The organism is Blautia sp. AF19-10LB (genome assembly GCF_003461245.1).
Classification (GTDB): Bacteria; Bacillota; Clostridia; order Lachnospirales; family Lachnospiraceae; genus Blautia_A; species Blautia_A intestinihominis.
In genome coordinates, this window is record NZ_QTWS01000014.1 from 31,151 (window position 1) to 56,847 (window position 25,697).

At 45.4% G+C, this 25,697-nt stretch carries 32 protein-coding genes; 7 read left to right on the forward strand and 25 right to left on the reverse strand.

The annotated features are described in order from the left end of the window. Positions 1-17 precede the first annotated feature (17 nt). From rpmC to DWX28_RS09425, 16 genes are all read right to left on the reverse strand, one after another. Positions 18-227: a 50S ribosomal protein L29 gene (gene rpmC / locus DWX28_RS09350; RefSeq protein ID WP_022067328.1), complete on the reverse strand. Its 210-nt coding sequence runs from the start codon at positions 225-227 to the stop codon at positions 18-20. Further along, the gene (gene rplP, locus DWX28_RS09355) at positions 217-654 is read right to left on the reverse strand and encodes a 50S ribosomal protein L16 (protein WP_019162497.1); all 438 of its coding nucleotides are present in this window, start codon (positions 652-654) and stop codon (positions 217-219) included. Before rplP ends, rpmC begins: the two co-directional genes overlap by 11 nt. After that, the gene (gene rpsC, locus DWX28_RS09360) at positions 654-1,310 is read right to left on the reverse strand and encodes a 30S ribosomal protein S3 (protein ID WP_005424980.1); all 657 of its coding nucleotides are present in this window, start codon (positions 1,308-1,310) and stop codon (positions 654-656) included. The genes rplP and rpsC overlap by 1 nt, the downstream gene beginning before the upstream one ends. Positions 1,311-1,321: 11 nt before the next feature. After that, the gene (gene rplV, locus DWX28_RS09365; RefSeq protein WP_118252536.1) at positions 1,322-1,711 is read right to left on the reverse strand and encodes a 50S ribosomal protein L22; all 390 of its coding nucleotides are present in this window, start codon (positions 1,709-1,711) and stop codon (positions 1,322-1,324) included. A gap of 96 nt (positions 1,712-1,807) precedes the next feature. Next, the gene (gene rpsS, locus DWX28_RS09370; RefSeq protein WP_008707255.1) at positions 1,808-2,089 is read right to left on the reverse strand and encodes a 30S ribosomal protein S19; all 282 of its coding nucleotides are present in this window, start codon (positions 2,087-2,089) and stop codon (positions 1,808-1,810) included. A gap of 15 nt (positions 2,090-2,104) precedes the next feature. Continuing rightward, positions 2,105-2,950 carry a 50S ribosomal protein L2 gene (gene rplB / locus DWX28_RS09375; RefSeq protein WP_118252537.1) on the reverse strand — a complete coding sequence of 282 codons (846 nt, stop codon included), beginning with the start codon at positions 2,948-2,950 and terminating at the stop codon, positions 2,105-2,107. Positions 2,951-3,014: 64 nt separating this feature from the next. Next, on the reverse strand, positions 3,015-3,314 hold the full coding sequence (gene rplW, locus DWX28_RS09380) for a 50S ribosomal protein L23 (protein WP_118252538.1): 300 nt from the start codon (positions 3,312-3,314) through the stop codon (positions 3,015-3,017). Next, positions 3,314-3,934 (reverse strand): 50S ribosomal protein L4, encoded by a 621-nt coding sequence (gene rplD, locus DWX28_RS09385; RefSeq protein WP_118252539.1) that lies wholly within the window; start codon positions 3,932-3,934, stop codon positions 3,314-3,316. The genes rplW and rplD overlap by 1 nt, the downstream gene beginning before the upstream one ends. Positions 3,935-3,956: 22 nt before the next feature. Beyond that, positions 3,957-4,589: a 50S ribosomal protein L3 gene (rplC, locus tag DWX28_RS09390; protein WP_118252540.1), complete on the reverse strand. Its 633-nt coding sequence runs from the start codon at positions 4,587-4,589 to the stop codon at positions 3,957-3,959. 87 nt (positions 4,590-4,676) lie between these two features. Further along, a complete protein-coding gene (gene rpsJ, locus DWX28_RS09395) occupies positions 4,677-4,994 on the reverse strand; it encodes a 30S ribosomal protein S10 (protein ID WP_118252541.1) in 318 nt (105 codons plus the stop codon). 412 nt (positions 4,995-5,406) lie between these two features. Then, positions 5,407-6,474 (reverse strand): hypothetical protein, encoded by a 1,068-nt coding sequence (locus DWX28_RS09400; RefSeq protein ID WP_022214141.1) that lies wholly within the window; start codon positions 6,472-6,474, stop codon positions 5,407-5,409. Positions 6,475-6,651: 177 nt separating this feature from the next. Continuing rightward, positions 6,652-6,909: an HPr family phosphocarrier protein gene (locus DWX28_RS09405; protein WP_022214142.1), complete on the reverse strand. Its 258-nt coding sequence runs from the start codon at positions 6,907-6,909 to the stop codon at positions 6,652-6,654. Continuing rightward, positions 6,906-7,853, reverse strand: coding sequence for a DNA-binding protein WhiA (gene whiA / locus DWX28_RS09410; RefSeq protein ID WP_022214143.1), 948 nt, complete (start codon positions 7,851-7,853; stop codon positions 6,906-6,908). The genes DWX28_RS09405 and whiA overlap by 4 nt, the downstream gene beginning before the upstream one ends. A gap of 28 nt (positions 7,854-7,881) precedes the next feature. Then, positions 7,882-8,760, reverse strand: coding sequence for an RNase adapter RapZ (gene rapZ / locus DWX28_RS09415; protein WP_022214144.1), 879 nt, complete (start codon positions 8,758-8,760; stop codon positions 7,882-7,884). A 33-nt stretch (positions 8,761-8,793) separates the two neighbouring features. Then, complete coding sequence (gene murB, locus DWX28_RS09420) at positions 8,794-9,708, reverse strand: UDP-N-acetylmuramate dehydrogenase (RefSeq protein WP_022214145.1); 915 nt, start codon at positions 9,706-9,708, stop codon at positions 8,794-8,796. Positions 9,709-9,770: 62 nt separating this feature from the next. Further along, the gene (locus DWX28_RS09425) at positions 9,771-10,496 is read right to left on the reverse strand and encodes a tRNA threonylcarbamoyladenosine dehydratase (RefSeq protein WP_022214146.1); all 726 of its coding nucleotides are present in this window, start codon (positions 10,494-10,496) and stop codon (positions 9,771-9,773) included. Positions 10,497-10,680: 184 nt separating this feature from the next. Here DWX28_RS09425 and DWX28_RS09430 point away from each other — a divergent pair, with 184 nt between their 5' ends. Genes DWX28_RS09430 through DWX28_RS09450 form a run of 5 tightly spaced genes read left to right on the forward strand, consistent with a single transcriptional unit; the run spans position 10,681 to position 13,696 of the window. Continuing rightward, positions 10,681-11,097 carry a stage V sporulation protein AB gene (locus DWX28_RS09430; protein WP_022214147.1) on the forward strand — a complete coding sequence of 139 codons (417 nt, stop codon included), beginning with the start codon at positions 10,681-10,683 and terminating at the stop codon, positions 11,095-11,097. A 53-nt stretch (positions 11,098-11,150) separates the two neighbouring features. Continuing rightward, on the forward strand, positions 11,151-11,621 hold the full coding sequence (locus tag DWX28_RS09435; RefSeq protein ID WP_022214148.1) for a SpoVA/SpoVAEb family sporulation membrane protein: 471 nt from the start codon (positions 11,151-11,153) through the stop codon (positions 11,619-11,621). Further along, the gene (locus DWX28_RS09440) at positions 11,618-12,691 is read left to right on the forward strand and encodes a stage V sporulation protein AD (RefSeq protein WP_022214149.1); all 1,074 of its coding nucleotides are present in this window, start codon (positions 11,618-11,620) and stop codon (positions 12,689-12,691) included. The genes DWX28_RS09435 and DWX28_RS09440 overlap by 4 nt, the downstream gene beginning before the upstream one ends. 12 nt (positions 12,692-12,703) lie before the next feature. Then, positions 12,704-13,060: a stage V sporulation protein AE gene (gene spoVAE / locus DWX28_RS09445; RefSeq protein ID WP_022214150.1), complete on the forward strand. Its 357-nt coding sequence runs from the start codon at positions 12,704-12,706 to the stop codon at positions 13,058-13,060. Between the two features lie 27 nt (positions 13,061-13,087). Continuing rightward, positions 13,088-13,696, forward strand: a complete 609-nt coding sequence (locus DWX28_RS09450) for a stage V sporulation protein AA (RefSeq protein ID WP_118252542.1) — start codon at positions 13,088-13,090, stop codon at positions 13,694-13,696. An 88-nt stretch (positions 13,697-13,784) separates the two neighbouring features. On the opposite strand, the gene DWX28_RS09455 is transcribed toward DWX28_RS09450, so the two are convergent. Next, entirely contained in the window at positions 13,785-13,988 is a 204-nt protein-coding gene (locus tag DWX28_RS09455) for a hypothetical protein (protein ID WP_022214152.1), read from the reverse strand. 208 nt (positions 13,989-14,196) lie between these two features. Here DWX28_RS09455 and sstT point away from each other — a divergent pair, with 208 nt between their 5' ends. Both sstT and DWX28_RS09465 read left to right on the forward strand, forming a co-directional pair. Beyond that, positions 14,197-15,420, forward strand: coding sequence for a serine/threonine transporter SstT (gene sstT, locus DWX28_RS09460; RefSeq protein WP_118252543.1), 1,224 nt, complete (start codon positions 14,197-14,199; stop codon positions 15,418-15,420). A gap of 282 nt (positions 15,421-15,702) precedes the next feature. Beyond that, on the forward strand, positions 15,703-16,203 hold the full coding sequence (locus DWX28_RS09465) for a QueT transporter family protein (protein ID WP_022214154.1): 501 nt from the start codon (positions 15,703-15,705) through the stop codon (positions 16,201-16,203). Between the two features lie 216 nt (positions 16,204-16,419). Here DWX28_RS09465 and DWX28_RS09470 read toward each other — a convergent pair whose 3' ends face one another. The 8 genes from DWX28_RS09470 to DWX28_RS09500 all read right to left on the reverse strand — a co-directional run bounded on the left by DWX28_RS09470 (position 16,420) and on the right by DWX28_RS09500 (position 25,615). Continuing rightward, on the reverse strand, positions 16,420-17,142 hold the full coding sequence (locus tag DWX28_RS09470; RefSeq protein WP_022214155.1) for a SigF/SigG family RNA polymerase sporulation sigma factor: 723 nt from the start codon (positions 17,140-17,142) through the stop codon (positions 16,420-16,422). 10 nt (positions 17,143-17,152) lie between these two features. Continuing rightward, a complete protein-coding gene (gene spoIIAB, locus DWX28_RS09475; protein ID WP_022214156.1) occupies positions 17,153-17,578 on the reverse strand; it encodes an anti-sigma F factor in 426 nt (141 codons plus the stop codon). After that, the gene (locus DWX28_RS09480) at positions 17,562-17,906 is read right to left on the reverse strand and encodes an anti-sigma factor antagonist (protein WP_022214157.1); all 345 of its coding nucleotides are present in this window, start codon (positions 17,904-17,906) and stop codon (positions 17,562-17,564) included. The genes spoIIAB and DWX28_RS09480 overlap by 17 nt, the downstream gene beginning before the upstream one ends. 162 nt (positions 17,907-18,068) lie before the next feature. Further along, positions 18,069-19,289: a hypothetical protein gene (locus DWX28_RS09485; protein WP_118252544.1), complete on the reverse strand. Its 1,221-nt coding sequence runs from the start codon at positions 19,287-19,289 to the stop codon at positions 18,069-18,071. Between the two features lie 35 nt (positions 19,290-19,324). Beyond that, positions 19,325-19,477 (reverse strand): hypothetical protein, encoded by a 153-nt coding sequence (locus tag DWX28_RS19530; protein WP_022214159.1) that lies wholly within the window; start codon positions 19,475-19,477, stop codon positions 19,325-19,327. A 12-nt stretch (positions 19,478-19,489) separates the two neighbouring features. Continuing rightward, positions 19,490-20,791 carry a bifunctional folylpolyglutamate synthase/dihydrofolate synthase gene (locus DWX28_RS09490; protein WP_118252545.1) on the reverse strand — a complete coding sequence of 434 codons (1,302 nt, stop codon included), beginning with the start codon at positions 20,789-20,791 and terminating at the stop codon, positions 19,490-19,492. A gap of 138 nt (positions 20,792-20,929) precedes the next feature. Beyond that, entirely contained in the window at positions 20,930-22,945 is a 2,016-nt protein-coding gene (locus DWX28_RS09495) for an LTA synthase family protein (RefSeq protein ID WP_118252546.1), read from the reverse strand. Positions 22,946-22,960: 15 nt separating this feature from the next. After that, complete coding sequence (locus DWX28_RS09500; RefSeq protein WP_118252547.1) at positions 22,961-25,615, reverse strand: valine--tRNA ligase; 2,655 nt, start codon at positions 25,613-25,615, stop codon at positions 22,961-22,963. Positions 25,616-25,697 lie beyond the last annotated feature (82 nt).

The window sequence follows — 25,697 nt, forward strand, 5'->3', positions numbered from 1 at the left end:
TTTCCTCCTACTATTCACTATTTAGCAGCGTTTGCCTGCTCAGTGATTACTGTCTGGATTCTGGCAATATTTTTGCGAACCTCTTTGATTCTGCTTGTATTGTCTAACTGATTGGTTGCATTCTGAAATCTCAGATTGAAAAGTTCTTTCTTAGCAGCTACTAATTCTTCATTTAATTCTGCAGCTGATTTTGCCTTTAAATCTTCTACGAATTTATTAATTTTCACTGTTATCACCGCCTTCTAAGTCTGCACGAGAAACGATTTTACATTTACATGGTAACTTGTGCATTGCAAGACGTAATGCTTCACGAGCGATCTCTTCAGAAACGCCTGCGATTTCGAACATTACACGTCCTGGCTTAACAACTGCTACCCAGTATTCAAGGGTACCTTTTCCGGAACCCATACGTGTTTCTGCTGGTTTCGCTGTTACTGGTTTATCCGGGAAAATCTTAATCCAAACCTGACCACCACGTTTGATGTAACGTGTCATGGCAACACGGGCTGCTTCGATCTGGTTAGATCTGATCCAGCAAGGTTCGGTAGCAACAAGTCCGAATTCACCATAGTTGATCTTATTACCTCTAAGGGCTTTACCTCTCATGGAGCCACGGAACTGTTTACGACGTTTTACTCTTTTTGGCATTAACATTATTTATCGCTCCCTTCCTTATTTCCTTTAGTAGGAAGTACTTCACCGTTGTATACCCAAGCTTTTACACCAACTTTTCCGTAAGTTGTGTCAGCTTCTGCAAATCCATAATCAATGTCAGCACGAAGTGTCTGAAGCGGGATTGTTCCCTCGCTGTAGAACTCTGTACGAGCCATATCAGCTCCACCAAGACGTCCGGATACGGATGTTTTGATTCCCTTTGCTCCTGCTTTCATTGTTCTCTGCATTGTAGACTTCATAGCACGTCTGAAGGAGATACGGTTCTCAAGCTGAAGTGCAATGTTCTCAGCAACAAGCTGTGCATCTCTGTCAGGTCTCTTAACTTCTTTGATGTCTACGATGAGTTTCTTATCTGTGTATTTCTGTAATTCAGCTTTAACTTTTTCGATCTCAGATCCGCCCTTACCGATTACGATACCCGGTTTAGCAGTGTAGATGATGATCTTAACTCTGTCAGATGCTCTCTCGATCTCAATCTTGGAAACACCTGCACTGTAAAGTTTTTTCTTTAAAAATGTTCTGATATTATAGTCTTCAACCAGGTAATCTGCAAAATCTGCTTCTGCATACCATCTGGAATCCCAATCCTTGATAACACCGACTCTAAGGCCATGTGGGTTAACTTTCTGTCCCATGCTTTTCCTCCTTATCTTTCATCCAGCACGATGGTGATATGGCTTGTTCTCTTTTCGATTCTGTAAGCTCTACCCTGTGCTCTTGGCTGAATACGTTTCATTGTAGGTCCTTTGTTTGCATAGCACGCTGCAACGTAGAGGTTATCTGCGCTCATTCCGTTATTGTTTTCTGCGTTTGCGACTGCTGACTCAAGCAGTTTCTTCAGAACGCTGGATGCGTATCTCGGATTATATGTGAGGATACCAAGTGCTGTCTGCACGTCTTTACCACGGATTGCATCTAATACATAGCAGGCTTTCTGAACAGAAATTCTTGCATAAGATAATTTTGCAGACGGTCTTGTCTCTCTATTACTCTCATTTCTGGCTCTCTTAATCTGGCTTCTATGTCCCTTTGCCATTTTAAAGTGCCTCCTTTCCAATTAATCGATATCTGGTAACACCGCCTTGCTGCCCCCTTGCGGGACAACAGGCAGATTATTTATTTTAAATTAATTCTAGCGAACGCCGGATTTCTTTTCGTCTTTTCCGTGTCCTCTGTAAGTTCTTGTAGCTACAAACTCACCAAGTTTGTGTCCTACCATATCTTCTGTTACATATACCGGAACGTGTTTTCTTCCGTCATGTACTGCAATTGTGTGTCCTACGAAGGACGGGAAGATAGTGGAACGACGTGACCATGTTTTGATCACAGATTTATCATTTGCAGCATTCAGAGCGTCAACCTTTTTAAGCAGGCTTGCGTCTGCGAAAGGTCCTTTTTTCAATGAACGAGACATTCTGTACCCTCCTTATTATTTTGATAAAGCTTTTCCATCGCGTCTTCTTACGATGAGCTTGTTGGACTGTTTGTTTTTCTTTCTGGTCTTCAGACCAAGAGCAGGTTTGCCCCATGGTGTGCACGGACCTGGACGACCGATTCCGGTCTTTCCTTCACCACCACCATGCGGATGGTCATTCGGGTTCATTACGGAACCACGAACTGTAGGTCTGATTCCCATGTGACGTTTACGTCCAGCTTTACCAACATTGATAAGGTTGTGGTCGCCGTTACCAACAACTCCGATAGAAGCGCGGCATACAAGCGGAACCATTCTCATTTCACCTGACGGTAATCTTAATGTTGCGTATTTGCCTTCTTTAGCCATAAGCTGAGCACCGTTTCCAGCGGAACGAACCATCTGTCCGCCCTTTCCAGGATGAAGCTCAATGTTATGAACCATAGTACCAACCGGGATAAGCTCCAGTGGCAGGCAGTTTCCTACACGGATTTCTGCTTCCGGACCATTCATAACTTTCTGTCCGACTTTCAGTCCTTCCGGTGCAAGGATATATGCTTTCTCGCCATCAGCGTAGCTGATCAGAGCGATGTTAGCTGTTCTGTTTGGATCGTACTCAATTGTTTTAACTGTAGCAGCAATACCATCTTTTCTTCTCTTGAAGTCGATGATTCTGTATTTTCTTCTACTTCCGCCTCCGCGGTGTCTAACAGTGATTTTACCCTGGTTGTTACGACCAGCGTTTTTCTTCAGAGATACGACTAAGGATTTCTCAGGGGTGCTTGCTGTAATCTCAGAGAAATCAGATCCAGTCATATGTCTTCTGGAAGGTGTATATGGGTTATAGGTTTTGATTCCCATGATGTTTCTCCTTTCGAATTTCTTATCGTGCTTTCGTGCACATAGTCATTTGAGAAAGCTGGGATTAAAGTCCCTCGAAGATCTCGATATCTTTGCTTTCTTCTGTAAGAGCTACGATCGCTTTTTTGGTTTTAGCTGTTTTTCCAACAACTGCTCCACGGCGTTTTTTCTTACCATCCATGTTCATGGTATTTACGCTCTTAACTTTTGTTCCTTCGAACATTTTCTCAACAGCCTCTTTGATCTGAGACTTGTTTGCTTCCGGATGTACCAGGAATGTGTATTTCTTTTCTCCCATGGCGTTCATGGATTTTTCTGTGATAACCGGTTTCAGGATCACATCATAATACTTAATATCTGCCATTATGCGTACACCTCCTCGATGGATGCTACTGCATCTTTGGTAACTACTACTGTATTGTGTTTCATAACATCATATACATTCATAGTATTTACTGTTGCAGTCTGTACATCTGCGATGTTTCTTGCAGAGATTGCTACGTTCTGGTCATCAGCTGCTGTGATAACAAGAGCTTTGTCTGCTTTGAGGTTTGTAAGAACCTTCTGCATTTCTTTTGTCTTAGCTTCTGCAAGTGTAAGGCTGTCTACAACAACCAGTTTATTGTCCTGAACTTTAGAAGTCAGAGCTGATTTCAGAGCTGCTCTTCTTTCTTTTTTGTTCATTTTTACTTCATAGTCTCTCGGTACCGGAGCGAATACTACACCGCCGCCAGTCCACTGTGGTGCACGGATGGAACCCTGTCTTGCATGACCTGTTCCTTTCTGTCTCCACGGTTTTCTTCCGCCGCCGCTTACTTCAGAACGTGTTTTAGCTTTCTGAGTACCCTGGCGTTTATTTGCAAGCTGACGAACAACTGCGAGATGAACAAGATGCTCGTTGATCTCAACACCGAACACTGCATCGTTCAGTTCCATTGTTCCAACTTCATTGCCTTCCATATTAAAAACTGTTACGTTTGCCATTCTGATGCTCCTCCTTTCTCAATTATAAAGACTTTACTGTCTCTTTGATGGTAACCATGGATTTCTTAGGTCCTGGAACAGCACCTTTCACTAACAGTAAGTTGTTTTCTGTATCTACACGAACGATTTCAAGGTTCTGAACAGTTACCTGTACATTTCCCATATGTCCTGGCATGTGTTTTCCTTTGAATACTTTGCTCGGATCGGAGCAAGCACCGTTGGAACCTGCATGACGATGATATTTGGAACCGTGAGCCATAGGTCCTCTGGACTGTCCATGTCTCTTGATAGCTCCCTGGAAGCCTTTACCTTTGGAGATTGCAGTAGCATCGATGTGATCTCCTGCTGCAAAGATGTCAGCTTTGATTTCCTGTCCTACTGTATATTCAGCAGCGTTTTCGAATCTGAATTCTTTAACGAATCTCTTAACAGCAACTCCAGCTTTGTCGAAGTGACCTTTTTCCGGTTTGTTCACCAGTTTTTCTCTGATGTCGCCGTATCCTACCTGAACTGATGCGTATCCGTCGTTTTCCTCTGTCTTAACCTGAGTTACAACGCATGGACCAGCCTGTAAAACGGTTACCGGAATTAACTGTCCGTCTTCATTGAAGATCTGAGTCATTCCGACTTTAGTAGCTAAAATAGCTTTCTTCATTTCTTTCTTCCTCCTTATAGCGGATTACCATAAAGGCAATCATATAGTTTTTTGAAATGCCCGATGGACATTTAAAAACGAGTTAAATTATTTGGTTTTCATCTTGATATCGATGTGAACACCTGCAGGCATTTCCAGTCTGGAAAGTGCATCTACTGTTTTCTGGGTTGGTGTCATGATATCGATGAGTCTCTTATGAGTTCTCTGCTCGAACTGCTCTCTGGAATCTTTGTATTTGTGAACAGCTCTTAAGATTGTAACAACTTCCTTCTTTGTCGGAAGCGGAACCGGTCCGCTAACAGTTGCTCCATTCTTTTTAACAGTATCGATGATTTTTGCTGCGGATGCATCTACTAACTGATGATCGTAAGCTTTTAAAGTGATTCTCATTACCTGATTTGCCATAAAAAAAGTCTCCTCCTATTCGTACTCAATTATGCAGTACGACAAGCGGCGACTGTACACATCTCCGTGTGTGTCATGCGACATTTATCCACACGTCCATCCCGATGATGGTTTCTGAACTTGTACAGTGACTTGTCGTCAGTTTCCTAACTTGACATTCGCTCCACGGAAAACCTGCCGGTAACTGGCAGCAACCTCGCGCTTCATAGCTATCATGTCACAGCAAATATTAGTATATACGATGATTCCGAATTATGCAAGTCTTTTTTTTATTTTTTTGAAGAAATTTGTGCACAATAATTTATGGTACTTTCTTCTTATTATAGTGCAAAATGCAGTGAAAGGATTCTGTATCCCCTCACTGCATCTCATTTAACATTTTTCTTCCTATATATAATAGGATATTATTCAGTTATTCTTCGGATTCCTCATCACCACCGATGATATCGGAATAGTCAAACAAAGTGACCTTGGTAATGGAATCTCTTACGATATCCGGAGCATCGCCGGCCTTTCTTGCTTTGTCAGCGAGCTGGGAAGCAGAGTAACTCGGGATCGCCATTTTCCTGATCTCTACTGGTTTCTCTTCTTCCGGTTCTTCCTCAGACTCCTGGATCTCCGGGAGATCCTCTGTATAGTTCCCTGTGGTCTCATATACATCCTGGTCATTATCGGAATCCTCTGCGGTAGCAGCAGCAATTTCCTTCTTCAGAAGTTCATGTGCCTCGCTTGTTGCCACCTGGACATTTCTTACCGGGCGCTGTGGTTTCTGTGTCGGTTCTTCCTCCAGGTCATCCTCATAGATTTCATCTACAAATCCGCCTGTGCGGATCTTTTTGCGTTTCTTTTCTTCTTTCTTGGCCTGCTTACGGTGGGCTTTCTCGCCATAAAGAAGTTCTCTGTCCTCTTCGTCCATACGTTTCGCACGGGCTTTTTCTTCCATACGAAGTTCCTTGGCAGTCTTAACATGTCTGCGTTCTCCACCAAGATCTTCGTACTCGTCTTCCGGTTCTTTCTTGAGAAGTTCTGCCACAACATAGAGAATGATGAGGAAAAGGACTACCAGACCAAGAATGATCAGTCCTTCTGTGCTCTCTGTCGCAGTCAGGATATATCCCACGAAAGGAATTGTAACTACAACCTTCTGCACCCAGTTCTTGACAGAAACTGTGATATTGCTCTGTGCAGACGCACTTGAATCAATCACTGTACCTGTGTTATTCTCTCTGTTTACATTTACAAGATTATAACGGTATGTCATGGAATCCTTCTTTACCAGAATCGGAGTCCCTGCTGTTACCTCTTCTGTCTTTACCGGTATCGCATACGTTATGGATCCCATCGGCAGATTAGTGGCCTTATCTGTGCTGTCTACAATCACCGTTGTAACTCCGAAAAATGGCGGCAGTGCCATACCGAGTATCAGGGCGATCGTACATATAATTACGAAATGTACAATAAACTTCAAAAATTTAGACATTGGTATCTCCCTCGCTTTTGGTTTACATTCATTAACATTTTAATATTATACCTTGTTTTTGTTTTATGGTCAATTATAATCTTGTATTTCCGGCAATGTCTGAAATATAAAAAAGCATTACACCGGACTGGTCTTCTTCCGGGCAATGCTTCTTATTATTCTGCTATGATTCTTTTATTACTGATTGTTGCTTAAATACTTCTCTATGCTTGTCATGGCTGCTTCTTCGTCATCGCCATTTGCAGAAAGTGTGATCTCTTCACCTGCGTCCAGCCCTAATGTCATCATTCCCATAATACTCTTGGCATTTACTTTCTTTCTTCCAATCTCAACATAGATCTCACTGTTAAACTGGCTTGCAACCTGTACCAGTTGTGCAACCGGACGTGCTTCAAGTCCTGTAGACAGTTGAATAGTGATTGGTTTTTTAATCATAATAACTCCTCCTCGTTCACCCGCAGTCCGTCAGCGATCTGGCTGAGCTTTCTTAAGCGGTGATTTACCCCCGACTTCCCAACCTGCGGATTTAACATCATACCTAATTCTTTTAGTGTAGCTTCCGGATACTGCAGTCTCAGCTCCGCGATCTCAGCAAGACCTTCGTTCAGATTGTGAAACCCCATCTTTTCCTGAATCAATCTGATGTCCTCTGTCTGCTTCACTGCTGCATTCACCGTTTTGTTGATATTCGCTGTTTCACAGTTTACTTTCCTGTTGACAGTATTTCGCATTTCCTTGACGATCCTGATATTCTCAAGGTTCATCAAAGCTACATTTGCCTCCATAACTGCCAGCATATCTACGATCTGCGCGCCCTCTTTCACATAGACCACATATGACTTCTTGCGCATGACAATTTTGGCATCGATCTCAAAGCTGCGGATAAGTTCCCGAAGCTGCTCTGCTTTCTGCTCGTCTGAACAGACGATTTCAAAATGATACCCTTTCTCCGGATCACTGATCGAACCGGATGCCAGAAACGCCCCGCGGATAAAAGCCCGCTTACAGCAGCTCTGCTGTATAACGAGCCCATTGCCTGCATATAACGTTTCTCCGCTACATTTATCTACAGAAAGTTTCGTCCCCTGAAGTACAGTCTCTATCTGTGCCGGGTCTGCAATTTCGACAAAATATACTTTTCCTTTTTTCATCTGACAGCTTTCCCGAATAGCTATTGCTGTATCTATATTAAAGGTTTTTGTCAACAATGTAAAGTACTTTCTTACAACAGCATAATTTTCAGTCTGAAAATGCAGGATCCCGTCTGCTGTCATTCTGCCACAGGCACTCAAAAGTGCAGCTATTTCTGCGATCCTGCAGTGTCTTGCTGTGCTGACCTGCCTGGAAAGTTCTTCTTTCACCATCCCTGAAAAAGACAATTCCCGTTCTCTCCTGTTCTTATATTACTTATTTTTTGCGAAGCGCATCCTTACCGATGTCCCTGTGTTCCAGGCGGATCCCATATCCCCTTTCTGCATGAAGGCGGTCATAAAGGACACGCGCCAGTGTAACAGACCGATGCTTACCGCCTGTGCATCCGACTGCGATCACGAGATTGGTCTTGCCTTCCTTTGCATAATTCGGAATCAGAAATTTCATCATATCTTCCAGTTTGTCGGCAAAATCCTGTGCCACCTGGTTCTGCATCACATAATTGTAGACGCCATCATCCATCCCTGTCTGCGGCCGCAGTTCATCCACATAATAAGGATTGGGAAGGAATCGCACATCAAACACAAGATCCGCATCCTCCGGGATTCCATACTTGAATCCAAATGACAATACAGAGATCATCATATTGTCGAATTTGCCATTTTCTACAAAGATCTTGTCCAGTTCTTTTTTGAGTTCTCTGGTGAGAAGATGTGTCGTATCTATGATATAGTCGGCATGTTCTTTGAGAAAACTTAAACATTCCCGCTCCTTCTGTATTCCTTCATCCACGCGCCCTGTCATGGCAAGCGGATGTGTTCTCCTTGTTTCCTTGTATCGTTTGACCAGTGTGCGGTCATCTGCATCAAGAAAAAGGATCTCGAACTTATATCCCTCCGCTTTAAGCTGGTCAAGTACTTCTTCCAGCCCCTCCAGATATCTGCCGCTGCGGACATCCAGTCCAATTGCTGCATTCTGAACATCCTCTCCCTTGTTTGCCGACACCAGAGAGACAAATTTCCCCACCAGCTGGATTGGCAGATTATCCACACAGAAATACTGTGCGTCTTCCAGCATCTTCATCGCCGTAGATTTGCCCGCGCCGGACATTCCTGTAACAATTACCAGTCGCATCTCTTATCTCCCGTTTCTCAACTGCTTTGCAGTTTAGTTAAAATCCCCCAAAAATTTCACTTCTGGTTCCAGAGTCACTCCGTATTTCTCACGGACTACCTCTGTCACATGATCCATCAGTGCCACAACATCCTGCGCTGTTGCATCTCCTGCGTTGATTACAAAACCACAATGCTTGTCAGATACTCTCGCTCCTCCGATCTGATATCCGCGAAGACCGCTGTCCATGATCAGCTTGCCTGCAAAATATCCTTCCGGACGTTTGAATGTACTTCCTGCGCTTGGAAATTCAAGCGGCTGTTTCGAAGTACGCTTCTCACTGAGTTCTCTGGTAAGCGCTTTGATCTCTTCCAGATTACCTTCCTTAAGTGAGATCGTTGCGCCGAGCACAAGATAACCTGCTTTTTTGATGATGCTTGTTCTGTAGCCCATCTCAAGCTCTGATGCCGGGATCACACGAATTTCGCCGTCTCCTGTCATCACAGTGACTTCTTTGAGTACATCCTTCATTTCTCCGCCATATGCACCCGCATTCATCACAACAGCTCCTCCAAGTGTACCCGGGATCCCTCCTGCGAACTCAAAACCTGCAAGAGAAGCTCTTCTGGCCGCCACAGCGATGGAAGAAAGAAGCGCCCCCGCTGCTGCACGGATCTCTGTACCATCTACTGTGATCTCCTCCATATTGCGGTCCAGCTGGATAATCACGCCTCTGTACCCCTGGTCGCTGACCAGAAGATTGCTTCCGTTTCCAAGTATGAAATATGGCAGCTGTTCCTGTCTGCATATCTCAAGCGCCTTACTCACTTCTTCTATTGTTCTCGGCATCACAAAAACATCTGCCGGACCGCCGATACGAAAAGTTGTATGTTTCTTCATCGGCTCATCAAAGAGCACCTGCTCTGTTCCTAATTGCAGGCAAAATTTCTGTCTGATCTGCTCATTCACAAATGCTATCCTCTATCTTTCTATTTATTTTAAACCTCAGGCTTATTTTCCTGATCTTCATATTATTTTTTGTGTTTTTCTGACAAAATATCCCGTACTACTTCTCCTGCTGTCATAAGTCCTGCAACCCCCGGCACAAAAGAAATGCTTCCATGGATATTTCTCTCGATATTTTCTTTATTTCTTCTGAATTCAAAACCTCTGCGTGAATGTTCTCTGGAGCACAGTACCTTCAGCCTGCGTACTCCCTTCCTGCGAAGTTCCGCACGCATTTTCTTTACTGCCGGATCTGCCGCAACACGTGAGATATCCATGATCTCCAGGCTTGACGGATTCAGCTTATTCCCCATATCCAGGCATGAGATAACCGGAACCTGATATTTCTGAGCCTGCTCTATCAGAAGGATCTTGGATGAAACAGTATCCATTGCATCCACAATATAATCATAGGCTTTCAGATCGAATAACCCCATAGTGTCTTCATTATAATATGTTTCATAGGTGTGAACCAGAATATCCTCGTCTATATTATGGACCCGTTCTTTGGCTATCTGAACTTTCTTATGGCCGATCGTAGACTGCAGCGCATAAAGCTGCCTGTTGATATCTGTGACCGTTATTGCCTCATGATCCACAAGTGTAAGACTGCCAACCCCGCATCGTGCCAGTGCTTCCACTGTATAGGAGCCTGCACCTCCCAGACCGAAAACAGCAATCTTAGCTGTACTCAGACGGTTAACTCCCTTCTGACCTAGCAGGATCTCCATTCGGGAATATGCGTCGTACATGCAAAACCTCCTCGTAACATCCTTATAAATAATATTGAAAATGCCGTGCATTCCCATTCCTTTTAATTATACTATCCAATCAAATAAAAGTACAGGTTTTCATATTTTTTTAAGAATTAATGTATGATTCTCTCAGATTTTCACATACTACTCATCAAAATCAATAAAAAAGGAGTTCTTTTGTATGTGGCAGCAGATTTTTCTTGGCTTTGCAGGAATATGTTCAGGAGTTATCATTGCCGGCGGTGCTGTCGGACTGATGATCGGACTTTCCATTCTTCCAAGATATGCCGGGATCACACATACTGCAGATTCTATCCTGCTTTACGAGGATATGACCCTGCTTGGATTCGTACTCGGAAATCTTTTCTGGATCTTTGAGATCTCTCTGCCGCTTGGAGTCCCGTTTCTGATACTGTATGGTGTCTTTTCCGGGATATTCCTCGGAAGCTGGATCCTCGCGCTGGCGGAAGTCGCTGACGTCTTCCCTGTTTTTTCCAGAAGGATCCGTCTGACGGAAGGTTTTCCTGCCATTATCATAGCGATCGCTGCCGGGAAATGTACCGGCACACTTCTTTTTTATTTCCTTGGCTGGCAATAAGCCTCATTATTATATGCATAAACCAGACAAAAGTCAAACAGAAAGGAGATTTCATGCCTTCAGAACAGCAAATAAAAAAGCAGAAAAAATATGAGCAGTATGTCAAATCCATCACCCCCTCTCACAGTCTCCCTGTAAATATGCTAAAAGCCTTTATCACAGGAGGCCTGATCTGTCTTTTCGGACAGTGGATCTTAAACACCGCTCAGACCATGGGCGCAGACAGAGAGACTGCCGGAAACTGGTGCTCGCTTATTTTGATCTTTCTGAGTGTACTTCTTACCGGATTGAATCTGTATTCCAAGATTGGAAAGTTCGGAGGCGCCGGGGGACTTGTTCCGATCACCGGTTTTGCAAACTCGGTTGCCTCTTCCGCGATCGAATTCCAGGCAGAAGGACAGATCTTCGGCATCGGCTGCAAGATCTTTACAATCGCTGGTCCTGTGATCCTGTACGGGATCTTAAGTTCCTGGCTTCTTGGCATTGTCTATTATATTCTCAAACTTATGGAGGTGATCGGATGAAACCAGCAGCTCAGACCGGAAAAGTAAGCCTCGCTTTTCAGGAACCGGTCTATATTCAAAGTGCAGCTTCGATCGTCGGCAAAAAAGAAGGCGAAGGACCGCTCAGAGACTGTTTTGATATGGTGAGCGAAGATCCACGCTTCGGGACAGATACCTGGGAAAACGCAGAAAGCACTCTCCAGAAAGAAACTGCTGTACTTGCGATCGGAAAAGCCGGTCTTAAGCCTTCTGATATCCGAATGGCATTTGCCGGGGATCTTCTTGCACAGACGATCGCATCTTCTTTTGGCATTGCTGATATGGGGATTCCGTTTTATGGGCTGTATGGTGCCTGCTCCACGATCGGTGAGTCCCTTTCCCTCGGAGCCATGTCCGTCGCAGCCGGTTACGGTGCACATATCCTCTGCGCCACATCCAGTCATTTTGCTACTGCCGAAAAGGAATTTCGTTTTCCGCTCGGCTATGGAAACCAGCGCCCGCTCTCTGCAACCTGGACAGTGACGGGAAGCGGAGCCTGTGTCCTTGGAAACAATCCGCCAGTTCCGGAAAACACAGAAAATGCCTCTCCCCTCCGGCACGAAAACGGCTGTGTGGCAGTCACTGCGCTTACTACCGGAACGGTTGTCGATTTTGGTTTTCGTGATTCCATGAATATGGGCGGCTGCATGGCTCCTGCTGCCTGCGATACGATCTGCCGCCATCTGACCGATTTTGACCGGAAGCCTTCCGATTACGATGCCATTATCACCGGAGATCTCGGCGTGGTCGGACAGAGGATCTTATTTGATCTGCTCCGGGAAAAGGGTCTTTCCATCAGTTCCATCCATCATGACTGCGGACTTCTGATCTTTGATAACAAATCACAGGATACGCATTCCGGCGGAAGCGGCTGCGGCTGCGCCGCCTCCGTGCTGGCTGCGTTTATCCTGCCGCGCATCGTTACCGGCCAGTGGAAACGTGTCCTGTTCGTGCCTACCGGGGCAATGCTCTCCAAAGTAAGCTTTAATGAAGGAGAATCCGTTCCGGGAATCGCCCACGGAATCGTTCTTGAACACATTCAATTATCCTGAAAGGAGTTTTTTATGGATTATTTTAATGCATTCTGGGTCGGCGGTGTGATCTGTGCCCTGGTCCAGATCCTTCTTGATAAGACCAAGCTGATGCCCGGGCGGGTCATGGTCATTCTGGTCTGCTCGGGTGCTCTTTTGAGCGCGATCGGAATCTATCAGCCATTTGCCGACTATGCAGGTGCCGGCGCTTCTGTTCCGCTTCTCGGCTTCGGGCAGGTTCTCTGGAAAGGTATGAAAAAAGCCATCGACCAGGACGGTTTCCTCGGACTTTTTACCGGGGGATTCACAGCCTGTGCGACTGGAGTTTCTGCTGCGCTGATTTTTTCCTATCTCGCCAGCCTGATCTTCAAACCCAAAATGAAAGACTGACCTGCGGTCTTTCAGAAGGAGATTTTTATGAGTGATACTTTATATTTGCAGCTTGACATGAACATACAGGTACAGCATCCCCATGTGTATCTCCAGGATATCGCACGGCTTTCCTGTACCAATCCCAAAATTTTGAACAGGCTCCGTGTCCTGCCTGTTGCGAACCTGGATTCAGAAAAGCCGGGAAGGTATGTCATGTCTGTCATGGATCTTGTCGACATGATCCAGAAAAAAGAACCGGAACTTACGATCACACCTGTCGGCGAACCTGACTTCATTCTTACCTATAAAAAAGAATCCACTCCCGGCACGCTTTTCCGCTGGCTCAAAGTGATCCTTGTCTGCCTTGCCACGTTTTTTGGCGCGGCATTTTCCATCATGACCTTTAATACGGATGTGGATGTCGGCACACTTTTCCAAAAGATCTATTTTCAGGTAACAGGAAAAATCTCCAGCGGTTTTACCATACTGGAGATTTCTTATTCCATTGGGCTCGCCATCGGAGTCCTGTTCTTCTTTAATCATTTCAGTCATCTGAAGTTTTCTGCTGACCCCACACCTATGCAGGTGCAGATGCGTAAATACGAAGATGATGTCAACACCACGATCCTGGAAGATCTTAACCGCGAAAAATAACTGTTTATGGCAAAAAACACAGGGCAGAGAACGCCATGCCGTCTCTGCCCTGTATTTGCCAAACACTTTACTTTCCCTGACTTAACGATCAGTCCTCGAAACAACTGATCACATAGCCTTCATTTTCGATGACTACATCTGAAACATTGTCTCTGTCCCAGATTGCATCACTGATGATAGATCGTAAGCTCTCATCCATCTGAATATTAAACGTTTCCTCAATAACCTGAAACGGAACGTTTTCGTTCTCCTGTGCGTACTCCATGATGAAATCAAGAATCTTCTCTTCCATATCTGTAAATCTGCCTTTCTGTAATTACTGATATTGACATCAGCCTGTATCGTTACTGTTCACAGCAACCTTGTATCATCTTACCGCAACTTCCAAAATATGTCTACGAAAATTTATGATTTTGTTGCACTATAAGCATTTTTCGTTTATAATATGCTTTATTAGTGTTTTACCATATTAAAGAGGTAAAAGGAAAGGGAGTAAACAAATGAAAAAACTTTGGACCAAATGGACTGAGATCGCACTGGTCAAGCGAATCCTCGTAGGACTGATCCTGGGAGCCATCCTGGGAATCGCTGTACCGGGAGCTTCTGCAGTCTCTATTCTGGGTGACATATTCGTCGGAGCCCTCAAAGCGATCGCACCGCTTCTTGTATTTTTCCTGGTTATCAGTTCTCTGTGCAATGCCGGAAAATCTCACGGCGGTGTTATCAAAACCGTAATCATACTTTACATGTTCAGTACCGTTCTTGCCGCTGTGATCGCAGTATTTGCAAGCATGATCTTCCCGGTTGAACTGACACTGACAACTGCTGCTACTGATACTGCTGCACCACAGGGTATCGCAGAAGTCCTCAACAACCTTCTGCTGAACGTCGTTGCAAACCCTGTTTCTTCTCTCGTAAATGCAAACTATGTTGGAATCCTGATGTGGGCTGTCCTGATTGGACTTGCTTTACGTGCTGCCAACAACATGACCAAGAACGTTCTTGCTGATGTTGCAAACGGACTTTCCACAGTTGTTACCTGGATCATCAACATGGCACCATTTGGTATCTTCGGTCTCGTGTTCAACACAGTATCTACAAACGGACTGGATATCTTTACTACTTACGGTAAACTGCTTCTTCTGCTGGTTGGCTGTATGCTGTTTATCTATTTTGTTACCAACCCGATGCTCGTTTACTGGTGCATCCGCAAGAATCCTTATCCACTGATCTTCCATTGCCTGAAGAGAAGCGCGCTGACTGCATTTTTCACCAGAAGTTCTGCCGCCAACATTCCTGTAAACATGAAAGTCTGCGAGGAAATGGGACTTGACAGAGATACTTACTCTGTAACTATCCCGCTCGGTGCAACGATCAATATGGATGGTGCAGCGATCACGATCACGGTTATGACAATGGCCACTGCCTTTACACTTGGTATCCATGTAGATATCCCGACTGCGATCATCCTGAGTCTCCTGGCTGCACTTTCAGCCTGCGGTGCTTCCGGTGTTGCCGGTGGATCTCTTCTTCTGATCCCGATGGCATGCTCTCTGTTTGGTATCTCTGATGATATCTCCATGCAGGTTGTTGCAGTTGGTTTCATCATCGGTGTTATCCAGGACTCCGTAGAGACAGCCCTGAACTCTTCTTCCGACCTTCTGCTCTCTGCTTCTGCTGAGTTCAGGCAGTGGCGTCGGGAAGGAAAAGAAATTAAATTCTGATTTTAAAACTGATATTTTTATGTATCTGATATTTCTAAAGAATATCGCTTCTCTGATTGTATTTCAGGGATGCGGTATTCTTTTTTTTCTTGCATTTCCTGTGTTGTTATGCTATACTCATTACCGCTATGAAGCCCGCAAAATCAGCGGATGCGCCGCTGGCGTTTCCCCGATATGCAATACACCAAGGTCTTACAGGGCTTCCCGCCGATTCCCGGCGTAAAATGAATCATGTGTTCGTGACCTTCCACATGTAAAACAAAACTAAAGGAGAACTGAATAATGAAAAGCAAAAACACAATGTTCCTTGTGCAGGCAGCCACTATCGGTGCTATCTACGTAGTTCTGACTCTGCTGTTTGCCCCATTAAGCTACGGCGAAGTACAGGTTCGCTTCTCTGAGGCACTGACGATCCTTCCATACTTCACACCTGCTGCAATTCCGGGATTATTTGTAGGATGTATCCTCTCCAACCTGCTTGGCGGTGCAATCCCTGTAGATATCATCTTCGGAAGTATCGCAACACTGATCGGTGCAGTCTTTACTTACAAACTGCGCGGTTCCAGCAAATGGCTTGCTCCATTGCCGCCGATCGTAGCTAATACGGTTATCGTACCTTTCGTTCTTTACTACGGATACGGTGTGAACCTTCCAATCCCGCTTATGATGCTGACCGTCGGTGCCGGCGAAGTCATCTCCTGCGGAATCTTCGGAATGATCGTCCTCACCGCACTTTCCAAGGTGAAAGGGTCTGTTTTTGGGAAAGCAAGTTATTCTAAATAAAAGTCAAAGCGGCTGCCGGGCGATTTCCTGGCAGCCGTTTTTTATATAAGACTTATTCCGTCTTTCCTCTCATTGACTTTCCTTCTGAAAATCTTTATAATAAACTCAGAAACAAAGAAACCAAGCGCAAAGAGAATATAATATTCTGTTTTTACATATAAATCGATGCTGACGGCTTAATGTAATCAGCATATCGGGCATCGAGAAATAAAGTAATCATCCATCTCGATACAAACTCCTCAGCTTCTTCAATATCCTCTTCTCCATCCGCGACACCTGCACCTGGGAAACGCCTAGCTGTTCTGCGATCTGGGTCTGGGTCTGGTCCTGGAAGTAGCGCATGTAGAGAAGTTTGCGGTCGGAGGATTCCAGTTTTCCGAGGATTTCCTCGAGGAAGATCCGGTTCAGGAGATGCTCTTCGGCGTTTTCTTTTTCCGGGATCTTGTCTATGAGGGAGATGTCGGTTCCCTCGCTCTGATAGACGGTTCTGTACAGGGATTCTACTTCTGCCGCTGAGTCCATCGTCATCGCGACTTCTTCGGGCGGCATTTCGAGCATTTCTGCGATTTCTTTGAGGCTCGGTTCCCTGCCCAGTTCTTTCTCTATCTTTTCTCTCGCCAGATAGACTCTGTGCTGGTTTTCTTTGATGGACCGGCTCACCTTGATCATTCCATCATCCCTGAAAAAGCGTTTCAGTTCTCCTAAGATCATCGGGATGGCATATGTGGAAAATTTCACCTCAAATGCCGGGTCAAATTTATCCACCGCCTTGAGAAGCCCGATGCTCCCTATCTGAAAAAGATCTTCCATCTCCACGCCTCGCCCAAGGAAACGCCGTGCCACGCTGTAAATAAGTCCTGTATTCTCTTCAAATAACGTATCTCTTGCCTCTTTATCCCCCTGGTGTGCACGCCCGATCAGGGCAAGAGTATGTTCCATAAGCTATCCTTTACCGGCCGATGAGTTTTTTCATCCGCACCCGGGTTCCTGCACCAACCTGTGATTCTACTTTCAGGTCATCCATAAATGCCTCCATAAAGGTAAATCCCATACCGGACCGGTCTGTGTCTGCCTTTGTGGTGTACATCGGTTCCATTGCCTTCTGAATGTCCGGGATTCCCTTCCCATGATCTGTGATCTCCACATAGATTTCCTGACCGGTAATACAGAGTTTCATCTCTATCTTATGTATTTCTCCCTCATAAGCATGGATAATGCTGTTGGTGACTGCCTCAGAAACTGCGGTCTTGAGATCTGCCACTTCCTCCAGCGTCGGATTGAGCTGCGTACAGAATGATGCCGCCGTAATCCTTGCCAGGGCTTCATTTACCGGCCTACTGTCAAATACAAGTGTTACTTCATTTGCTTTTTCCATAATCTTCTCCTTCTTCCTCTGCCCTCTGAATCTCCATATATCTGTGGACTCCTGATAAATGGAGCAGTTTGTCAATATGACTGCCTGTATTGACTGCCATGATACACTTCTGCCCCATCCCCAGCGCCCGGTATCGCCCCATGATCAGTCCGATACCAGAACTGTCCATAAACTCCGTATTCTCAAAATCAAAAACAATCCTTTTGACATAGGTTCTGCTCATGATCCTGTCCGTCTCCTTTCGGATCCAGTCCGACTGCGGATGGTCAAGATCCTGCGGAAGATGTACCGTCAGGATTGCGTCTTTGAATTCAAACAGCTCATTCATTTTCATTCCCCCTGCAATTTTTTTACTGTTCCATTCAGGCATCCTCAATATACAAATACAAAAAAGGAGATGTGCATCATACACATCCCCTTCTCCGAGGTTCCTCTTATAGCGTTTTGTCCCTGCATTGCCTGCAGCTATCACTAACTGTTCACTATAATATTATTCATAATAATCTGATTCATCGTAATCACCGCTGTCATCGCTTCCATCACCAGAAGTATCATCTGATCCGGCATTTCCGGAACTTACAGCCTGACTGATCGTATTATAGATTGTTTTCTGTGCATCTGAAAGAACATCTGCCTGTACATTCTGCAGTTCCAGTGCAGCATCGTCCAGATTCTTCTGCTGATAATCTGCGTATGCCTGCAGAAGTGCCTGATAACTCGTACTCTTTGTCTGTTCAGAAGTCAGCTGCTGTGTAACTTCATCTGCCGAATTCGTGGCTTCCTTCGCATCATTCTGCGCCTTGGTAAGTTCTGCCGCCTGACTTGCAAGCGATTCACTGTACTGGACGATCTGCTGGTTCGCTTCCTTGTAAATTCCCTGACGGATTGCCGGAACTGCCAGCATCCAGAAAGCACCAACTCCAGCCACGATTCCCGTCATCAGAACAAAAAACAGAGAAATTCTGGAGCGTTCTCTGTAAACAGGCTGCTGCACAACCTGATCCGGAGCCAGCACATCCATCTCCTGCTGCTTTGAACTGCCCGAATGGAAAAATCCCTTTTTTCCCTTCTTTTCAAGCTTGGTCGTAACTCCTGTCTGTTCATCCACTTCCCTCAGAAAGCGAAGCGTTGTCGTATTCGTCTTATCAATACGCGCTGCCTTCCGAAGAGTTCTTCTCGCTTTGTTCCATTCATGATTTTTCATCTGGATCAATGCAAGAAGATGATATCCCTTGATAAGCTTCGGATTCTGTGAAAGAATCTTGCGCAGCTGAATTGCCGCCATATCTTCATGTCCTTCACGGCACAGAAGCAATGCGTGATTATATTTCTTGATTGTCTCATTGATCGCATTCAGACGGTTTCTGTTCGCCTGAAGTTTATTGATGTATTCTGTTGCAAGGTTTCTCGTCGGCTGAAGACTCTTACTAATCACCCATTCGCTGAGTGCAGAAACCACTTCTCCTGTCTCAAAATAAACAAGCCCAAGAAGATTCCTCGCCTTGATATTTCTCTTATCATAGATCAGACTCTGTTTCAGACAGGCGATCGCTCCGGAAAGATCACGGATGCTTGCCTTCTCCAGACCCTGATTGTAAAAACTCTTGGACAGATAATCTACTTTTTTCTGGATCAGTACATTATATCCGCAGTTCGGACAGTAGTCCAGATCCATGTCTGTAAGAAATGCCCCACAGTTCACACAATTCATTCACTATTTCTCCCTTTGTGTACTTCGTATGCTTCTTATCTTGTGCGTCGATTGCTTTTTGCCTCTCTTAAGACTTCCTGAAGGACATCCAGAATATCAGTCAGCTCTCTGTCATAGATCGCACCCTCTGCGTCTGTGACATCCAGACAGGGTTCAAATTTCTTCAGTTCCTCTTCATAATCGATCATAATAAATTCTCCTTATTTTCCGATTCCCTTAAGGATAGCGGTCTTGATCTCGCCTACCAGATACAGGGAACCTACGCAAAACAGCAGTCCATCTTCGCCCTTGACCGCAAGTGCTTTCTTAAATGCCTCCTCCGCGTCATCACAGACTTCAGCGGAAGGACAGCCATTCTCACGGAAGATCTCTGCCAGATGTTCTGCAGGTACTTTACGGTAACCGCCCACCTGGGTAACTACCACATGTTTGAACTGGATCTTGTCCAGGATCGTATGGATCATATCTGTATAATCCTTGTCATCAACTGCCGAAAACAGCAGTGTAAGCGGATACTCCTTCTGAAAATGTGCCGCTGTTTCCACGAACTTGGCAACTCCATCCTCATTATGCGCACCGTCTACGATCACGCCCGGCAGTACAGTTTCCATTCTTCCCTGCCAGCGTGTTTCAAGAAGTCCCTTCTTTACTGCATCCGCAGATACCGGAATGACGTCCTTCAGCACTTCGATCGTTTTGAGGGCAAGAGAACTGTTCATCACCTGATAAACAGCAATAAACGGAATGGAAAATACTGTGTTACCATAATACTCATTCTTAAATGAAAAATCAATGCCAGAGCGTGTATTTCGGATAATTTCTGTATCTTTCCTTGTCACTTCATAATATGGGCTGTTCAGTTCCTGTGCCTTTGCTCTGATCACTCCTGCTGCCTTTGGATCGTTTCCATCGTAGATCACAGGCACTCCCGGAACAATGATCCCGGCTTTTTCCCCTGCGATGGCCTCGATCGTATTTCCCAGATACTGCATATGGTCAAAACTGATCGATGTGATCACACAGGCAACCGGATTTTCTACTGCTGTTGTTGCATCCAGCCTGCCGCCAAGTCCTGTCTCAAGCACTACATAATCCACCCCGGCATCTGCAAAGATCACCATTCCCATCAGGAACAGGAATTCAAAATATGTCGGATGATAGTTTCCTTCTTCTACCAGTTCATCTGCCAGTGCTTTGACCTTGCAGAATGCACGCAGGAATGTCTCATCATCGATATTTTTCTCATTGATCTGAAAACGCTCATTGATCACGACCAGATGCGGAGAAGTAAAGAGTCCGCAGGAATATCCTGCCTCTCTCAGAACAGACGTCAGGAATGCACAGGTACTTCCCTTGCCGTTTGTACCTGCCACATGGATCACGCGGAATTTATCCTGCGGATCACCAAGACGTTTCAGGCATTCCTTCGTATGCTCCATCTTATTCTTGGTCGTAAATTTCGGGGTTTCTTCAATATAAGCAACTGCCTCTTCGTAATTCATAAAAAAATTCACCACTTTATCCTATAATGTATTCGCAGCAGCAAGGAGCCATACGCTCCTTAACTACTACGATATTCATTATATATGAGTGGTGAAAGATGTCCAGTACCAATCGTAATCTTTTATTCGGCAAAATCTTTAATTTTCTGCCGGAAGTTTCCATTTATTTTCGTTATACAACATATAAGCCGAGCGATCGTAACTCTTGCTCAGTGCTTTTCTGGTAGAACTGTTGCTTCGCTGAACAACAGAAACCCGGTCAAAATCATTGATCTCTGTTCCCGAGATCATCAGAGTGGTCGGATTTACATAGACTGTATCATACCATTCTCCGTTCAGTTTGACCTGACTGGATGGCGTGAAATTCGTTCCCCTGAGCCGGTAGGTATGATCCACTGTAGATATCTCTTCCATGGAATCCAGTGTCACATCATAAAGTCCCATCCGCATCTTGGTCCTCTGGAACGGGCTTTCTCCGTCATAGGAATATTTCTTGCCGTAAAGCACGTCATACTGAAGAGTCTCCAAATCCACCTGATAATTCCTTGTATTTCTTCTCGCCTGATGATAACGGAAGATCGTACCTTCGTGGATACCGGCACGGTCCATGACCTCTGCTGCCATCTGATAAGCTGCAAGGTTTTCATCTTTTTTCTCCAGACCGAAGTTATCCCACATAACGTACTGTGTCTGGAACAGATATTTGTTCTTGAGATCTTCCACAGTAAGTCCCATGGTCGGAAGATGATCGCCATACATAACAAGGATCACATCCTCCGGATAATCTGCAAGCGCATCTGTAAGTTCCTTGACAAAGTTATCCATCTCATGGATCTCATTACAGTAGTATTCCCACTGATTGTTCTGAGCCTCTGTCTCGGCTCCGGAAACTGTGATCTCCGGATCGTCGATCAGCTGTTCTTCTGGATAGGCTCCATGTCCCTGCGTGGAAATCGTATAAATGTAATCCGATTCCTCCGTAGAATCCAGACATTTGATAATTTCATCCGTCAGAACTTCATCCTTGGTCCAGCCAAGCGGATTCTTGTCCTCTTCCTCCGACATGTATTCTGCAGAAGTGAAGGTATCAAATCCAAGATTCGGGAAAATGCTCCTTCTTCCATAGAAATTCGCCTCATTATTATGTACTGCATGAGTCGAATAGCCAAGATTCTTGAGCACATACGGTGCACTTTCGCAGGTGGTTTCCTTGAGAATGCTCTTGTATGGATACTCACCCGGTCCGAAATAATGAAGGCTCATACCGGTGATAGATTCAAATTCTGTATTGGCAGTTCCTGCTCCTACAGACGGAACCTTGTAATATCCCGAAGTGTATTCTTTCATGAGTTTACGGAAATTCGGGATTGGATCCTCTGAGATGTTCAGATACTCTACCAGCGTCGGATCAAAGAAGGACTCAAGCTGTACAAAAATAATGTTCGGCTTGCTGTCCTCGTTTGTTGCCGGAAGATTGTCTTCTGTCTTTTCGATACGGGTGATCTCCTGCTCAGAGTAATCTCTCGGACAGCTGATCCCTGTATCAAAGATCGTTACTGCGAGGCAGTAAGGATATCCATAATCCTCATATGCAAACGCAATATTTCCAAAATAGTTGGACAGGACCCTCTTCTCAAGTGCAAGCTGTGTCGCTCCCGCAAAAAGAGCCGCTCCGACAACGACAAGGAGAAAGTCATAGCGGAACTTCACCTTACGTTTGTACTTCGGTGCCTTGATCAGAAGGATCAGAAGCAGCAGTGCAAAAAGTCCCAGAAGAATCAGTGCAAGCACTACGCCCCATGCCGGCAGATATTTATTCAGGACTGCCATTCCGTCTGTCAGAAGATGAAGATCCGGTCCGGTAAACGGAGTAACCCTGTTGGACAGGATCACTCCATTGATAATACCAAGCAACAGCCACAAGATCGAGATCAGAACTCGCCAGAAACATCTCCTGCGGAAAAGATACACGATCAGTGAAGTTGTAAAAATCAGTGCAGCATTGTATGCAAAGACAAGTGGTTTCGTGGTCATATATGTCCATGCTGCCGAAAAAGAACGGCGGCTGATCATCTCGATCAGGAAATAGCCAAGTGCACTGCACAGTGCATGAAGCAGCAGGGAAATCCGGTTACACACTTTATACCATTTCATCTGAATGCTCCTTTATTATTTTTCCATCTGTTTCAGCTGTACGTTTACCTTTTCCATCATTTCTTCGTATTTCTGAAGTTTTTCTTTTTCTGCGTTTACTTTTGCTTCCGGTGCTTTGTTTACAAAGTTCGGATTGTTGAGCATACCCTGGCATCTTGCGATCTCTTTGGTGAGACGCTCCTGCTCTTTCTTGAGGCGTTCCATCTCTTTTTCTCTGTCAACAAGGTCTTCCAGAGGCATGTATACAACTGCATCAGATACAACAACGGATACTGCGTCCTCGCCGATTCCGTTCTTATTTTCCTGTACGTGGATCTCTTTTGCAAATGCGAGATTTACAAAGGATTTCTTGCAGGCTTCGTATCTTGTGCAGGTGTCTGTATCCTTACCTACGATGTAAAGATGTGTCTTGCGGTTCATCGGCACGTTCATTTCTGTACGTGTGTTACGGATTCCGCGGACAGCTTCCTTGAAGCTCTCTACTGCTTTTTCTGCTTCCGGGAATACCCATGCTTCCTGGAATGCCGGCCAGTCAGAGATCATGATGGACTCTTCTTCCGGAAGAAGTGTACAGTAGATTTCTTCTGTGATGAACGGCATGTATGGATGAAGCAGTTTCAGTCCTTCTGTCAGGGCTGTACGCAGTGTCCAGAGTGCATCGTTGGCTGCCTTCGGATTCTCGTCTGCTTTCCAGAGACGTACCTTGGCCATCTCGATGTACCAGTCACAGAGCTCATCCCACAGGAAATCATAAACCTTCTGTACGGCGATTCCAAGTTCATATTTATCCATGTTGTCTGTTACGTCACGGATCACGGTGTTGAGTTTGGAAAGAATCCATTTATCCTCGAAGCAGAGCTCATTAAGGTCTGCTGGTTCGGTGACTGTCTTGCCTTCCAGGTTCATCATGATGAAACGTGATGCGTTCCAGATCTTGTTTGCAAAGTTACGGCTGGACTCTACACGCTCCCAGTAGAAACGCATGTCGTTTCCAGGTGCATTACCTGTGATCAGAGTCAGACGAAGTGCATCTGCGCCGTATTTGTCGATAACTTCAAGAGGATCGATACCGTTTCCGAGGGATTTACTCATCTTGCGTCCCTGAGAGTCACGTACCAGACCATGGATCAGTACATGATGGAACGGAACTTCTCCTGTCTGCTCCAGTGCGGAGAATACCATACGAATAACCCAGAAGAAGATGATATCATATCCTGTTACCAGTACATCTGTCGGATAGAAGTATTCCAGTTCCGGTGTCTTGTCCGGCCATCCAAGTGTGGAGAACGGCCACAGAGCGGAGCTGAACCATGTATCCAGAGTGTCCTCATCCTGATGGAGATGTGTGCAGCCGCATTTCGGGCATTTCTCCGGCATTTCTCTTGCAACGACTACTTCACCGCACTCATCGCAGTAGTAAGCCGGGATCCTGTGGCCCCACCAGAGCTGACGGGAAATACACCAGTCACGGATGTTCTCCAGCCAGTGCAGATATGTCTTTCCGAAGCTTGCCGGAACAAATTCCAGTTCGCCTGGTTTCAGCGCGTCCATAGCTGCTTTTGCCATTTTATCCATGCGGACGAACCACTGTGGTTTGATCATTGGCTCTACGGTTGTGCCGCAGCGGTCATGTGTACCAACGCTGTGGTTGTGCGGAACAACTTTGACCAGAAGTCCCTGTGCATCGAGGTCTGCCACCATTGCCTTACGTGCTTCGTAGCGGTCCATTCCTGCGTATTTGCCGCCAAGGGAATTGATAGTAGCGTCATCGTTCAGGATGTTGATTTCTTCGAGATTGTGGCGTTTGCCTACTTCGAAGTCGTTCGGGTCGTGTGCCGGTGTGATCTTAACGCAGCCTGTTCCGAATTCTTTGTCAACGTACTCATCTGCGATAACCGGGATCTCACGGTCAGTCAGAGGCAGTTTCAGCATCTTGCCGATCAGATCCTTGTATCTCTCATCCTCCGGGTTTACTGCTACTGCGGTATCACCGAGCAGTGTTTCCGGACGTGTAGTTGCGATTTCTACGAATCTTCCTTCTTCACCTACGATCGGGTAGTTGATGTGCCAGAAAAATCCGTCCTGGTCCTCATGCTCAACTTCTGCATCAGAGATGGAAGTCTGGCATACCGGACACCAGTTGATGATCCTGGAGCCTTTGTAAATGTAACCTTTCTCATAGAGACGGATGAAAACTTCCTGTACTGCCTTGGAGCATCCTTCGTCCATGGTGAAACGTTCTCTCTCCCAGTCAGCAGATGCACCGAGCTTCTTGAGCTGGTTGATGATCTTTCCGCCGTACTCTTCTTTCCATGCCCATGCATGTTTGAGGAATTCTTCACGTCCGATGTCGTGTTTGTCGATTCCTTCTTTTTTCAGCTTGTCGATGACTTTGACCTCTGTTGCGATTGCTGCATGGTCAGTTCCCGGCTGCCAGAGTGCCTCGTATCCCTGCATTCTCTTGAAACGGATCAGGATGTCCTGCATGGTTTCATCGAGTGCATGTCCCATATGAAGCTGACCGGTTACGTTCGGCGGCGGCATAACGATGGTAAATGGTTTCTTGTCTGGATTTACTTTTGCGTGGAAGTATCCGTTGTCCATCCATTTCTGATAGAGACGTTCTTCCAGCCCTTTCGGGTCATAAGTCTTTGCAAGTTCTTTGCTCATAATGTCCTCCTATTATATAGGCTAATTCCTTTATTGAAAAAACAGCCCCTCACACTGCTTGTGTGAAGGGCAATGTTTGCCT

What these genes read in the sequence shown, in the direction of transcription:
- rplP (WP_019162497.1), bottom strand. Translation starts at nt 654, where the DNA reads ATGTTAATGCCAAAAAGAGTAAAACGTCGTAAACAGTTCCGTGGCTCC.
- rpsC (WP_005424980.1), bottom strand. Translation starts at nt 1,310, where the DNA reads ATGGGACAGAAAGTTAACCCACATGGCCTTAGAGTCGGTGTTATCAAG.
- rplV (WP_118252536.1), bottom strand. Translation starts at nt 1,711, where the DNA reads ATGGCAAAGGGACATAGAAGCCAGATTAAGAGAGCCAGAAATGAGAGT.
- rpsS (WP_008707255.1), bottom strand. Translation starts at nt 2,089, where the DNA reads ATGTCTCGTTCATTGAAAAAAGGACCTTTCGCAGACGCAAGCCTGCTT.
- rplB (WP_118252537.1), bottom strand. Translation starts at nt 2,950, where the DNA reads ATGGGAATCAAAACCTATAACCCATATACACCTTCCAGAAGACATATG.
- rplW (WP_118252538.1), bottom strand. Translation starts at nt 3,314, where the DNA reads ATGGCAGATATTAAGTATTATGATGTGATCCTGAAACCGGTTATCACA.
- rplD (WP_118252539.1), bottom strand. Translation starts at nt 3,934, where the DNA reads ATGGCAAACGTAACAGTTTTTAATATGGAAGGCAATGAAGTTGGAACA.
- rplC (WP_118252540.1), bottom strand. Translation starts at nt 4,589, where the DNA reads ATGAAGAAAGCTATTTTAGCTACTAAAGTCGGAATGACTCAGATCTTC.
- rpsJ (WP_118252541.1), bottom strand. Translation starts at nt 4,994, where the DNA reads ATGGCAAATCAGGTAATGAGAATCACTTTAAAAGCTTACGATCATCAG.
- DWX28_RS09400 (WP_022214141.1), bottom strand. Translation starts at nt 6,474, where the DNA reads ATGTCTAAATTTTTGAAGTTTATTGTACATTTCGTAATTATATGTACG.
- DWX28_RS09405 (WP_022214142.1), bottom strand. Translation starts at nt 6,909, where the DNA reads ATGATTAAAAAACCAATCACTATTCAACTGTCTACAGGACTTGAAGCA.
- rapZ (WP_022214144.1), bottom strand. Translation starts at nt 8,760, where the DNA reads ATGCGACTGGTAATTGTTACAGGAATGTCCGGCGCGGGCAAATCTACG.
- DWX28_RS09425 (WP_022214146.1), bottom strand. Translation starts at nt 10,496, where the DNA reads ATGTACGACGCATATTCCCGAATGGAGATCCTGCTAGGTCAGAAGGGA.
- DWX28_RS09430 (WP_022214147.1), top strand. Translation starts at nt 10,681, where the DNA reads ATGTGGCAGCAGATTTTTCTTGGCTTTGCAGGAATATGTTCAGGAGTT.
- DWX28_RS09435 (WP_022214148.1), top strand. Translation starts at nt 11,151, where the DNA reads ATGCCTTCAGAACAGCAAATAAAAAAGCAGAAAAAATATGAGCAGTAT.
- DWX28_RS09440 (WP_022214149.1), top strand. Translation starts at nt 11,618, where the DNA reads ATGAAACCAGCAGCTCAGACCGGAAAAGTAAGCCTCGCTTTTCAGGAA.
- spoVAE (WP_022214150.1), top strand. Translation starts at nt 12,704, where the DNA reads ATGGATTATTTTAATGCATTCTGGGTCGGCGGTGTGATCTGTGCCCTG.
- DWX28_RS09450 (WP_118252542.1), top strand. Translation starts at nt 13,088, where the DNA reads ATGAGTGATACTTTATATTTGCAGCTTGACATGAACATACAGGTACAG.
- DWX28_RS09455 (WP_022214152.1), bottom strand. Translation starts at nt 13,988, where the DNA reads ATGGAAGAGAAGATTCTTGATTTCATCATGGAGTACGCACAGGAGAAC.
- sstT (WP_118252543.1), top strand. Translation starts at nt 14,197, where the DNA reads ATGAAAAAACTTTGGACCAAATGGACTGAGATCGCACTGGTCAAGCGA.
- DWX28_RS09465 (WP_022214154.1), top strand. Translation starts at nt 15,703, where the DNA reads ATGAAAAGCAAAAACACAATGTTCCTTGTGCAGGCAGCCACTATCGGT.
- DWX28_RS09470 (WP_022214155.1), bottom strand. Translation starts at nt 17,142, where the DNA reads ATGGAACATACTCTTGCCCTGATCGGGCGTGCACACCAGGGGGATAAA.
- spoIIAB (WP_022214156.1), bottom strand. Translation starts at nt 17,578, where the DNA reads ATGGAAAAAGCAAATGAAGTAACACTTGTATTTGACAGTAGGCCGGTA.
- DWX28_RS09480 (WP_022214157.1), bottom strand. Translation starts at nt 17,906, where the DNA reads ATGAATGAGCTGTTTGAATTCAAAGACGCAATCCTGACGGTACATCTT.
- DWX28_RS09485 (WP_118252544.1), bottom strand. Translation starts at nt 19,289, where the DNA reads ATGAATTGTGTGAACTGTGGGGCATTTCTTACAGACATGGATCTGGAC.
- DWX28_RS19530 (WP_022214159.1), bottom strand. Translation starts at nt 19,477, where the DNA reads ATGATCGATTATGAAGAGGAACTGAAGAAATTTGAACCCTGTCTGGAT.
- DWX28_RS09490 (WP_118252545.1), bottom strand. Translation starts at nt 20,791, where the DNA reads ATGAATTACGAAGAGGCAGTTGCTTATATTGAAGAAACCCCGAAATTT.
- DWX28_RS09495 (WP_118252546.1), bottom strand. Translation starts at nt 22,945, where the DNA reads ATGAAATGGTATAAAGTGTGTAACCGGATTTCCCTGCTGCTTCATGCA.
- DWX28_RS09500 (WP_118252547.1), bottom strand. Translation starts at nt 25,615, where the DNA reads ATGAGCAAAGAACTTGCAAAGACTTATGACCCGAAAGGGCTGGAAGAA.